The sequence below is a fragment of the Amycolatopsis silviterrae genome (genome assembly GCF_042684085.1).
Classification (GTDB): Bacteria; Actinomycetota; Actinomycetes; order Mycobacteriales; family Pseudonocardiaceae; genus Amycolatopsis; species Amycolatopsis silviterrae.
This window is the reverse complement of record NZ_JBHUKS010000001.1, coordinates 47,830-58,917: the sequence shown is the minus strand read 5'-3', so window position 1 is coordinate 58,917 and position 11,088 is coordinate 47,830. Positions and strand designations below refer to the sequence as shown.

At 69.2% G+C, this 11,088-nt stretch carries 11 protein-coding genes; 5 read left to right on the top strand and 6 right to left on the bottom strand.

Annotated elements, in window-relative coordinates:
* Positions 1-297: 297 nt before the first annotated feature.
* The 5 genes from ACFSVL_RS00280 to ACFSVL_RS00260 form a co-directional block, all read right to left on the bottom strand.
* A complete protein-coding gene (locus tag ACFSVL_RS00280) occupies positions 298-2,664 on the bottom strand; it encodes a glycoside hydrolase family 65 protein (RefSeq protein ID WP_378299181.1) in 2,367 nt (788 codons plus the stop codon).
* Positions 2,661-3,392, bottom strand: coding sequence for an HAD family hydrolase (locus tag ACFSVL_RS00275; protein ID WP_378299179.1), 732 nt, complete (start codon positions 3,390-3,392; stop codon positions 2,661-2,663). The genes ACFSVL_RS00280 and ACFSVL_RS00275 overlap by 4 nt, the downstream gene beginning before the upstream one ends.
* A gap of 59 nt (positions 3,393-3,451) precedes the next feature.
* A complete protein-coding gene (locus ACFSVL_RS00270) occupies positions 3,452-4,609 on the bottom strand; it encodes an ROK family transcriptional regulator (protein ID WP_378299374.1) in 1,158 nt (385 codons plus the stop codon).
* 207 nt (positions 4,610-4,816) lie between these two features.
* Entirely contained in the window at positions 4,817-6,121 is a 1,305-nt protein-coding gene (locus ACFSVL_RS00265; protein WP_378299177.1) for a carotenoid oxygenase family protein, read from the bottom strand.
* Positions 6,122-6,125: 4 nt separating this feature from the next.
* Positions 6,126-6,686, bottom strand: coding sequence for a hypothetical protein (locus ACFSVL_RS00260; RefSeq protein WP_378299175.1), 561 nt, complete (start codon positions 6,684-6,686; stop codon positions 6,126-6,128).
* A gap of 84 nt (positions 6,687-6,770) precedes the next feature.
* On the opposite strand from ACFSVL_RS00260, the gene ACFSVL_RS00255 reads away from it, so the two are divergent.
* Positions 6,771-7,295 (top strand): PadR family transcriptional regulator, encoded by a 525-nt coding sequence (locus ACFSVL_RS00255; protein ID WP_378299173.1) that lies wholly within the window; start codon positions 6,771-6,773, stop codon positions 7,293-7,295.
* Positions 7,296-7,353: 58 nt separating this feature from the next.
* Here ACFSVL_RS00255 and mgrA read toward each other — a convergent pair whose 3' ends face one another.
* Complete coding sequence (mgrA, locus tag ACFSVL_RS00250; RefSeq protein WP_378299171.1) at positions 7,354-8,382, bottom strand: L-glyceraldehyde 3-phosphate reductase; 1,029 nt, start codon at positions 8,380-8,382, stop codon at positions 7,354-7,356.
* A gap of 163 nt (positions 8,383-8,545) precedes the next feature.
* On the opposite strand from mgrA, the gene ACFSVL_RS00245 reads away from it, so the two are divergent.
* The 4 genes from ACFSVL_RS00245 to ACFSVL_RS00230 are packed head-to-tail and all read left to right on the top strand — an operon-like array spanning position 8,546 to position 10,919.
* Positions 8,546-8,902, top strand: a complete 357-nt coding sequence (locus ACFSVL_RS00245; RefSeq protein ID WP_378299169.1) for a hypothetical protein — start codon at positions 8,546-8,548, stop codon at positions 8,900-8,902.
* Positions 8,902-9,645, top strand: a complete 744-nt coding sequence (locus ACFSVL_RS00240) for a hypothetical protein (RefSeq protein ID WP_378299167.1) — start codon at positions 8,902-8,904, stop codon at positions 9,643-9,645. The genes ACFSVL_RS00245 and ACFSVL_RS00240 overlap by 1 nt, the downstream gene beginning before the upstream one ends.
* A gap of 19 nt (positions 9,646-9,664) precedes the next feature.
* Positions 9,665-10,429, top strand: coding sequence for a hypothetical protein (locus ACFSVL_RS00235; protein ID WP_378299165.1), 765 nt, complete (start codon positions 9,665-9,667; stop codon positions 10,427-10,429).
* Positions 10,416-10,919 (top strand): hypothetical protein, encoded by a 504-nt coding sequence (locus tag ACFSVL_RS00230; protein ID WP_378299163.1) that lies wholly within the window; start codon positions 10,416-10,418, stop codon positions 10,917-10,919. Before ACFSVL_RS00235 ends, ACFSVL_RS00230 begins: the two co-directional genes overlap by 14 nt.
* Positions 10,920-11,088: the final 169 nt, after the last annotated feature.

The window sequence follows — 11,088 nt, the reverse complement described above, 5'->3', positions numbered from 1 at the left end:
GACGCATACCGGCGCGAGACAGGCGTGCTGTTGCGGGGCGGGACGGGGTGCCGTGGTGCGGCGGGAGGTCGGCCTGAAGCCTGTTGCGGTCGCGTTGCCCGGGGTAGGTGTCGTGAGTGACGATCCCGGTTAGAACCGTGATTGCCACTCACGAGGTCCCTGGGCCTGCGTGGGGCGGGTCGTGCGTGCTGGTGCCGGTAAGAGCCGGAATTCCCGCGCACGAGGCGTCCGGCGGCTGCTGCAGGGACGTCGTGAGTGCCCACGCCGGTTAGAACCGGCGCCAGCACTCACGAGCCCTCACAAGAGCGACTGCCGCACCGTAGCCGCATCCCGCCGCGCCGGAGCCCGGCCGAGTGGCTGCGTCGGCGCGGGGCCTGGGTCCAGCTTCGGGATCGGCAGCTCCACCGGCTCCTCCGTCACGGTGAACCGCTCGCCGTGGTGGATCAGGTCCAGCGGCGGCCCGCTGAGCACCCGATACGTAGCCGCGCCGTGCCGGATCGACACCTGGAATCTCGTCGAGCGGAAAGCGAGGCGGAACGTCAGTCCGTCGAGTTCGTCCGGCAGGCGCGGCGCGAACGACAGTTGACCGCCGTAGTCGCGCAGTCCGCCGAAGCCGGCCACCGCGGCCTGCCAGGCACCGGCCAGCGACGCCATGTGCAGGCCGTTGCGGACGTTGTTGTGCACGTCGTGCAAGTCGGTCAGCGCGGCCTCGGCGAGGTAGTCGTAGGCCAGTTGCAGGTGTCCGACCTCCGCCGCGATGACGGCTTGCGTGCCGGCGGACAGCGAGGAGTCGCGGACGGTCCGCGCTTCGTAGTAGGCGAAGTTGCGGGCTTTCTCCTCAGGGCTGAACGAGTCGCCGCAGAGGTGCAGCGCCAGCACGAGGTCGGCCTGCTTCACGACCTGCTTGCGGTACAGGTCGAAGTACGGATAGTTCAGCAGCAGCGGGTAGAAATCCTCGTCGGTGGCCTCGAAATCCCACTCGTCGTGCTGCAGGAAGCCTTCCGACTGCGGGTGCACGCCGAGTTCCTGGTCGTACGGCAGCGCCATCGCGTCCGCGGCGGCGCGCCAGGAATCGGTCTCGGCGGTGTCCACTTCGAACTGTTCGGCGATGTCCGGATGCCGTCGGCACACATCGGCCGCGGCGAGCAGGTTCTTGCGCGCCATCAGGTTCGTGTAGATGTTGTTGTCCGCCACCGCGGAGTACTCGTCGGGCCCGGTGACGCCGTCGATGCGGAAGTGCCCGTGGTGGTCGAAATGCCCGAGCGACGCCCACAGCCGCGCGGTTTCCAGCAGCAGTTCCGCGCCGCAGGTGCGCTCGAACTGCGTGTCCTGGGTGGCGTTCACGTACCGCACGACGGCGTCGGCGATGTCCGCGCTCACGTGGAACGCCGCGGTGCCGGCCGGCCAGTACGCCGAGCATTCGGCTCCGTTGATGGACCGCCACGGGAAAGCCGCGCCGCGCAGGCCGAGCTGGGTCGCGCGTTCCTTCGCTTTGTCTATTGTGGAGTGTCGCCAGCCGAGTGCGTCGCGGGCGGCGTCCGGCATCGTGTACGTCAGCACGGGCAGCACGAAGGTTTCGCTGTCCCAGAACGCGTGCCCGTCGTAGCCCGGTCCGGTGAGGCCTTTTCCGGCGATGGCCCGGGTTTCGCCGCGGGCACCGGCCTGCAGCAGGTGGAAGAGCGCGAACCGGACGGCCTGCTGGAGTTCCGGGTCGCCGTCGATTTCGATGTCCGAGGTGGCCCAGAAATCGTCGAGGAACTGCCGTTGCTCGGCGGCCAGGCCCTTCCAGCCGGTCTGCCGGGCGCCCGCGAGCGCGGCTTCGACCTGTGCGCGCAGGGCCGGCGCGGACCGTTGCGCGGACCAGCCGTAGGCGAGGAATTTGGTGACCCGCAGGCGTCCGCCCTTGGGCACGTCGACCGCGGCGGTGAGCCGGGCGAGGTCTTCCTCGGCGTGGATGCGGGTGCGCAGGCCGTCGTCGACCTCGATTTTGTGGTCCATCGCGGCGGCGACCCGCAGCCCGGACATCCGGGTCTGGTGCACCAGCACGGCCTGGTAGCCCGCCGCGTGGCAGAACTCGCCGACCAGCGGCGCGTCGAGCGCGGCGGCGACGCGCGGGTCGTGCGTGTCCGACTCGACCGGTTCGTTGGCCAGCAGATCGGACTGCACGACGAGCTGCAGGTCCTCGTCGAGCGGTTCGACCTCGTAGCGGATCGCGGCGACCGCCCGCTGGGTGAAGGAAACCAGCCGTTCGGTGGTCACCCGCACGCGCCGTCCGGTGGGGGAGGACCATTCGGTGACGCGGCGCAGGGTGCCCCGGCGGAAGTCGAGCACGCGGTCGTGCGCGGTCGCGATGCCGTAGCGCATGTCCAGCGGCTCGTCCTCGACCAGCAGCCGGATGATCTTGCCGTCGGTCACGTTGACGACGGTCTGGCCTTCCTCCGGGTAGCCGTAACCGCCTTCGGCGTAAGGAAGTTCGTGCTGCTCGTAGAACCCGTTGAGGTACGTGCCGGGCAGCCCGCGCGGCTCGCCCTCCTCAAGGGTGCCGCGCAGCCCGATGTGCCCGTTCGACACCGCGAAGGCGGATTCGGTGCGCTGCAACGCATCCACGTCGAGGCCGCGCCAGCGCAGCTCCCACGGCGAGCATTCGTAACCGAACTCCGTCATTTGCCCTCCAGCAGTTCGGCGAGGTCGTCCACCACGACGTCGGCGCCGTGCGCGCGCAGAGCGTCGGCCTGGTCCTCCCGGTTGACGCCCACGACGTAACCGAAACCGCCCGCTTTGCCTGCTTGGACACCGGATTGTGCGTCCTCGAACACCGCGGCCTGCTTCGGGTCCACGCCGATCGCCTTGGCCCCGGCCAGGAAGGAATCGGGGGCCGGTTTGCCCTTCAGATGGTCGCGGCGGATGACGATGCCGTCCACGCGCGCTTCTACGAATCGCGACAGATCCGCCGCGTCGAGGACCTTTTCGCCGTTCGCCGACGACGTCACCACCGCGATCCGCAGCCCCGCTCGCTGCGCTTCTTCCAGGTAGCGCACCGAACCCGGGTACGGGTTGACGCCGCGCTCGTCGATGATCTTCAGCACGAGTTCGTTCTTGAGGTTGCCGATGCCGTTCACCGTCGGCGCGTCGACGGCGTCGTCCGGGGTGCCTTCGGGCAGGTCGATTCCGCGTGAGCGCAGGAATTCCCGCACGCCGTCGGCCCGGGGGCGGCCGTCCACGTAGGTCGCGTAATCGGCGTCGGTGAACTCCTGGAAACCGTCGCCGTCGCGGCCGCGCAGATACTCGTCGAACGTCCGTTTCCACGCCTCGCGGTGGAGCACGGCCGTCCCGGTCAGTACGCCGTCCAGGTCGAAGAGGCAGGCGGTGATGGTGTCGGGCAGTCCGATCATGCCTGCAAGGTACCGGTCCCGGCCGACATTCGCGGGCGCGGCGCGGCGTTTACCGAACGTCAGGCGGCGCCTACGCGGCGCTCGAACACCAGCCGCTCGGCGGCACGCAGGCCCACGCTGATCGCGCCGGTGAGCACGCCGTCGTCGCCGAGTTCGCCTTGCACCACAGTGGTAGTGAGCGGCGTGAACGCGCGCAGCGCCCGGTCGATCGGCTCCAGCAGCAGGTCCGCCGCCGTCCCGACGCCGCCGCCGAGGACGATCAGTTCGGGGTCGATCACCGCGGCCACGGAGGCCACCGTGTACGCGAGCCGGTCGGCCTCGGCGGACACCGCGCGTTGCGCCAGCTCGTCCCCCTCGCGGGCGAGGCGGAAGACTTCGCGGGCGGACCGCGCGGTGCCCAGGCCGAGTTCGCGCGCGCCGCGGACCACCGACTGCGCGGCGGTGGCCTCTTCGAGATGTCCGCGCGCGGGCGGTTCGCCGGGTTCGTCGGCGACGTGCGTGCGGCCGTAAGGCAGGTAGCCGATTTCGCCCGCCGCGCCGGTCGCGCCGCGGAAGACCCGGCCGTCGACCATCAGGCCCATGCCGACGCCGGTGCCGATGGTGATGCAGCCGACCACCGACGCCCCGCGCGCCGCGCCGCTTTCCCATTCGCCGACCGCGGTGAGGTTCGCGTCGTTCTCCACCACCAGCTCCGGCCCGAGCACCTGCTCCAGGTCGTCGAGCAGGCCGGGGCGGCCCCATCCGGGCAGGTTCGGCGCGTGCCGGAAACAGCGTTTCACCGGGTCCGCGACACCGGGGGAGCCCAGCACGCGCACGACGATGTCGTCGTTGGTGAGACCGGCCTCGGCCACGATCTCCGTGGCGAGCTTGCCCAGCGCGGAGATCAGCGCGCTGCCGGACCGGGCCGTGTTGCGCACGTCGCGCCGGGCGACCGTGGTGCGCCCGAGGTCGGCGACCGCGACCCGGATGTGCTCGCGGCCGATGTCCAGGCCCAGCACGTATCCCGCGGTCGGGTCCGCCTCGTAGAGCACCGCCGAGCGGCCGGTGCCGGTGGACGTGTGCCCGGTCGCGCGCGCGAGCCCGGCGGCCTCCAGCGCCAGCAGCGCCTGGCTCACCGTCGGCTTCGACAGCCCGGTGTCCTTCGCCACCTGCGGCCGCGTCGCGGGCCCGCCGCGGCGCAACAGGTCGAGCACCGCCCGCTGGTTGATCATGCGCATCCCGGCCGGGGTGCCGACCGGTGGTGTACCCGACCCTGCCACCTGCTGAGTTTCCTTCCCGTTCGGACTTCCGTCCTGCCACGGTAACCGGATTCGCCCCGCTTTGGCAGGAAAGTTTCTTTTCTTCCGGCTCGGGAGGGCAGGCGGAGGTTCTTGGTCCGACGATACGGGCTCGGCGGGCGGAATCCGGGTACGGCGCGCAGAGCGTCAGGCGTCGGGCAGCCAGTTGCCGTGGAAGCCGGCCGGCACGCGGCCCGGCAGATGGACCGTCGCGATCGGATCCGCCTCGAGGTCCTGCGCGTCGAGCACCACCAGGTCGCTGCGGTCGTTCGGTCCGTCGTAGACGTACGTGAGCAGCCAGCCCGAGCCGCCGGGCCGGTGGTCCGCTGGGACGAACACCGCCTCGCCCGGGATGTGTCCATCCGGGAATAGATGCTCGCGCGCGGCGTTCGTGTGCAGGTCGTACTGGCGGAGCACGAGCGGACCCTCCGGGCCGTGCCACCCGGTGAGGTGACCGAACCGGGCGTCGAGCCCGGCGAGCCGGTCGTCGATGCGCGGGAACTCGCCGTCGCGGTCGTCGATCAGGTCCTCGGTCACCGTGCCCGCGGCCGGGTCGATCGTCCACCGCCAGAGCGCGCCCTTCGGATCCGGGACGCCGGGCCGGTACAGATGCTCGTACCGCACGACGTGCACCACGATCCGGCCGTCGGCGGTGTCGTGCGCGTTGAGGGTGTGGAAGACATAGCACGGGCCGATCTCGAACCAGCGCACGCCGTCCGCCGGCCGGTCGCGGCTGAGCAGGCCGAGCCGCGCGCCGTACGTGTCGCTCCAGCGGAACGGCATGCCGCCGTCGGTCGCGTGGTCGAACACCACCGGCAGGTCGAAGAACACCACGTGCCGCCGGGTGAGCGCGAAATCATGCATCATCGTCAGCCCCGGCACGTCGATCGGCTGCCGCAGCACGAGTTCCCCGGCGGCGTTGGCGCGGTAGTAGCTGACGTGCGGGGCGGTGATGCTGCCGTAGCCGAAGAAATGCAGTTCGCCGGTTTTCGGGCAGATCTTGGGATGCGCGGTCATCGCATCGGCGAGCTTGCTGTCGAAATCGTAGACGCCGACGGTGTCGAGATCGGTGGTGATTTCGTACGGCAGCGAGGATTCCACGAGCGCGAGCGTGCGCCCGGCGTGGTTGACGACGTGCGTATTGGCGACGCTCGACCGGAGGTTTCGGGTGCCGTCTGCGTTGTACAGCACCGGATGCGGGATGTCGAAGCTCTCCGTGCGCACCCAGCGGTTGCGATACCAAGCGGCGCGGCCGTTTTCGAGCCGAACGCCGTGCACCATGCCGTCGCCGGTGAACCAATGCGCGCTGTCCTGGCGCGGATTCGGCCCGTTGCGCAAATACCAACCGGTGAGTTCGGGCGGCAGCGCGCCGGTGATCGGCAGGTCGTAAGCGGTGAGTTCGTCGTGGACCGGGGCGTAGTGGCCGTTGAGGTGGAAATCGGTGGTAGTCATGGAGTCACGCGGCTTTCTGGGCACGAGCCCGGACGATGCGCGGATAGCGAATGGTGAACGAGATCGGGACCGCGAAGCCGAGCACCTTGATCGCCACGAGTGCGACGGTGTCGTGCGGCGCGAAGTGCAGCAGGATGGCTTCGGCGATGCCGGCGACCGTGAAGCTGGCCGCCCAAACAGCGGTGATGACGACGTTGACCCGGCGGAACACCGCCGTCGCGGCGATTTCGGGCGGCACCATCGTCTTCGCGATCCCCAGCGTGAACGGCCGTTTCGCGGCGATCGAGCCCCAGGCGGTCAGCGCCAGCCAGAGATCGGTGAGCGCCCCGACGTAATTCCGGAGCGGCGAGGTCGGATCGGCGAAGGACCAAGCGGCCAGCAGCGCGAAGAAGGCGACCGCGGAGACCTCGATGAAGAGCGTGTCCCAGCCCTTGCCGCGCCGGCGTTCGAGGAGCAGCAGCCCGCCCGCGAGCACCAGCCCGGTCAGCCCGGACCACCGCCAGTCGGCCTGCGTGGACACGACCGCGAAGGCGATCCAGGGAAGGAAACTCTTCAGGTAGTTCATCGGTCCCCCAACGTTCCTGTAGTGACAGGTCAACGCTAGAACGTGCGGACTGGACATGTCAATAGTGGAAGGTAGGCTGGGCGCATGACTTTGCGACACGCGGTGCTCGGGCTGCTGGCCACCGCCCCCGGAAGCGGCTACGACCTGCTGAAACGCTTCGAGACGGCGATGTCGAGCGTCTGGACGGCCACGCAGAGCCAGCTGTACGGGGAACTGGGGAAGCTTGAGGGCGCGGAGTTGATCAAGGTGTCCGCGGAGGGGCCGCGCGGGCGCAAGGAGTACGCGATCACCGACGCCGGGCGCGAGGAACTGCGCACGTGGCTGCTGGAGGAGCGGCCGCCGGCGGCGCGGCGGAACGAGATGTTGCTGCGGGTGTACTTCCTGGGCGAGGTCACGCCGGAGGAGGCGCGCGGGTTCCTCGGCCGGCACGGCGCTTTCGCCAAGGGGCTGGTGGAGGAATTAGCGGCGCTGGAGGCGTCGGTCGACTGGGATGACAGCGACCCGTCGCTTTACGGCCGGTTGGCTTTGGAGTGGGGCAAACGCTACGCGGCGATGGAACGGGATTGGGCGGAATGGGCGGCGGACACTATCCGCTCGGCCCGCGTCTGACGGGTCGTGAAGGACTCCTTGAGGGAATCAGATTCCGTCAAGGAGTCCTTCACGGACCTCAGCCGTCCGAGGAGCGCTTCCAGATGTTGATGCCCTCTTCGGTGGCGTGCTGATCGATCTCGGCCAATTCCTCGTCGGTGAACGAGAGGTTGTCCAGCGCGGCGACATTGTCTTCCAGTTGCCGCACGCTGCTGGCCCCGATCACCAGCGACGTCATCCGCGGATCCCGCAACGCCCAAGCCAGTGCCAGCTGTGCCAGCGTCTGCCCCCGCCGCGTGGCGATCTCGCCCAGCGCCCGGATCTTGCCCAGCTTCTCGTCGGTAATCGTGTCCGGGTTCAGCGACTTCCCCTGCGCCGCCCGGGAATCCGCGGGAACCCCGGAGAGGTACTTGTCGGTCAGCAATCCCTGGGCAAGCGGAGAGAACGCGATGCACCCGGCCCCGGCCTGTTCCAGGGTGCCGAGCAAATCGTCCGCCTCCGTCCATCGATTGAACATCGAATACGACGGCTGGTGGATCAGCAGCGGCGTCCCCAATTCCCGCAGTAGCTGCGCGGCTTCTGCGGTCCGCGCGGAATTGTAGGACGAGATCCCGACATACAACGCCTTACCCGACCGAACCGCCCGATCGAGCGCGCCGACGGTTTCTTCCAGCGGGGTCTCCGGGTCGAACCGGTGCGAATAGAAGATGTCGACGTAGTCCAGCCCCATCCGGCCGAGCGACTGGTCGAGACTGGCCAGCAGGTATTTCCGCGACCCCCATTCCCCGTACGGCCCCGGCCACATGTCGTATCCGGCCTTGGTGGAGATGACCAGTTCGTCCCGGTACGGCCGCAGATCCCCGGCCAGCATCCGCCCGAAGTTCTCCTCGGCGCTGCCGTAGGGCGGGCCGTAGTTGTTGGCCAGGTCGAAATGCGTGATGCCGAGGTCGAAGGCGCGCCGGACGATGTCGCGCTGGACGGTGAACGGGCGGTCGTCGCCGAAGTTGTGCCACAGTCCCAGCGAGATCGCGGGCAGCTTCAGGCCGCTGCGCCCGCAGCGGCGATAGGGCATCGAGTCGTATCGGGAATCAGCGGCAGCGTAAGTCACGCCGCGATGCTAGCCCGCGAGACGCCGCCGAGGCCCGCGCGCGGCGGTTGCTGCCGGAAACCCGGTTTTGCGCGCGATATCCCATTCGAGTACGTACGATGCGGGCCAGGCGGTCGTCACGGGTGCCCGGGCAACCCGGCAGCGAACGAGGGAGGAACTCGCCATGGCTGGCTACAAGGTCATCACCAGCGCCTTGCGCACCGAAGCGAAGAAGTGGGATCCGCACGCGGAGAAGGTGGCCGGCGTGCACACGGCGGTTTCCGGCATGACGCTCGACACCTCGGCGTTCTGGGTCGGCGACGGCGTGAATTTCCTGCTCACGGCCGCGGTCGCCGCGATCGACAAATCCGCCTACGACAAGCTCCAGCAGTTCATGGAGCAGAAACTCTCCACGGCGGGCCAGGACATGGGCCACATCGGCGACGTGCTGGTCAAGGCGGCCAACACCTACGACCAGAACGAAGAGGTCGTCGAACTCGACCTCAACGACTGGTCGAAGAAGATCCCAGGGGGCAAGTAGTGAGCGAGGACGCGGAGAGCACCACCGCCGAGTTCAAGAAGCTGATCGACCAGCTGGTCACGTGGGTCAACGACATGGTCAACGGGTTCCGGGAATTCGTCGGCAAATGGGCGGATTCCGCGTGGCGGTACGTCCTCGGCCCGGCCGTCATCAACTTCGACCGGGGAATGAAGGCGCTCAGCGAGAAGCTCGGGAAGATCGTCCAGGACATCCAGAAGATCCTGGACCATTCGACCCCGATCGTCTCGATCATCGTCCAGGGGTTCTCCTGGCTGGAGAACGCCCAGCGGCCCGCGTCCCAGATCCAGGGCGTCGTCAAGCAACATCCGGACGCGAACATCGGGCACTGGGAAGGCGCGGCCCGGAACGCCTACAACGAAGCCGTCGACGCGCAGCACGCCGCGCTGGGCGCGATCAAGACCAAAGCGGACAACATCAGCGGCTGGCTGCTCGACATCGCCAAGGCGAACATCATGTTCGTCAAGGAGCTCGGCGACGCCTTCGCCGCGATCGCGGGCGAGTTCGTCGCGATCCTGGTCGAGGCCGGGACCATCGTCGGCGCGCTGGAAGCCATCGGGAAAACCGGCGACCTCATCGAAAAGCTCGTCACCACCGCGGGCGAGCGGCTCACCAAGGTGGTGGAGATGTACAGCGAGGCGGTCGGGCGCACGCGCGACGCCACCAGCATCCAGTACGACGCCGCGGAATTTCCGAACGACAAGTGGCCGAGCCTGGCCGGCTAGCCTGACGAGGGGAACGACAATGACCGACCCGGTCGCCTCGGCGAACACGCTCGACGCGGGGCTGGAAGCACTTCGGGAGATCAGCGCGCGGCTCGATCGGGCCCCGGTGCCGGAACCGGCGCCGACTACGGCCGAACCGGTGCTGGTCGGCACCGGGAAGTCTCGCGGTTTTCGTGCGTCCGACCGGACCGGCGTCGTCACGATCACGCTGGACGAGGACCTCAAGCTGGTCGAGGCGACCGTCCTGGACCACTGGAAAGCCCGGGTCGAGCCTGCCTCCCTCGGCGAAGCGCTGACGGAGGCGTACCTGGCCGCGCTGGATGCAGCCGTGCGGGAACGGTCCGCGCGCTTGGCCTCGGAACGGCCGCCTGCCGCGGCTCCGGCCGCCGACCCGAGCGGTCCCGCGGTTTTTCCGACGCTCGACGAAGTCGTCGCGGCAGCCCGGGCCAGCCGGGAGCGCAACGAGAACGAACGGCACCGGCAGCAGCGCGAGCGCGCTTCGGCGGCGGAGCCGGAACTGCCGCGCGAGGTCAGCGGGAGCTTCGGCTACCTGACCCTTCGCGTCCAGAGCGGCGCGATGATCTCCGCGAGCCCGAACGTCGACGCGCTGGCCCACGCCGGCACGGAGAACATCCGGGAGGACATCGAAGCCGCGTTCGGCAACGCGGGGCTGAAGTCGCCGCACGCCGTCTCGGACTCGGGCAGTGTCCGCCCGGACAAGTCGGCCGGTCGCGAGTTCGACGACGAAGAGGACGTGTGGCGAGGGATCCATGGCAATGATTAGACGGCTCGGACTCGGGCTGGCGGTCCTCGTCGCGGCGGCGGGGTGCAGCGGCGCCGGTCCGGCGGAGACGTTCGCGAAAACGAACGCCTGCGACCTGCTGGCGACTGCCGTTCGGGGCACTCCGCTCGACCTGCGGCGAGACGAGTACAAGCTGACGGCATCCACCCCGGTCGGGGTGACGGGGGGAGTGGGCGGCTGCCGCACCGAGTGGACCCCGCCGTCGGGCAAGCTGACCGGCGGCGACCTGGCCGCGACCCTGGACCTGGGGGACGCGGAGGACTGGAGCGGGCACAGCGAGTCGAGTTCCCAGAACGGGCACGAAGTCCGGAAAGACACCACGAAAGCCGGCGGCGGCTGCCGTTATCAGATCCAGATTCCCGGCACTGACGCGGCGGTGCACATTTGGTACCTCGACCGCTCCGCGGGCGACGAAGGGTCCTGCCCGGTCGCGAAACGACTGGTGGACCAGGTCATTCCCAGCCTGCCGTGAAAGCGGCCGGCATCGCGAACCGGCTGCTGCCCGGTCGACCCGCAGGTCGGCCGGGCAGTTCCGCGTCGGGCGTCGGCCCGGGGGCGGGCATACGGCCGCGGCGGATTTCCGGCTTTCTGGCCGACGAGCGCACCGTCCGAGGCGACTGGCCAGTACAGTGCGGGTGAGC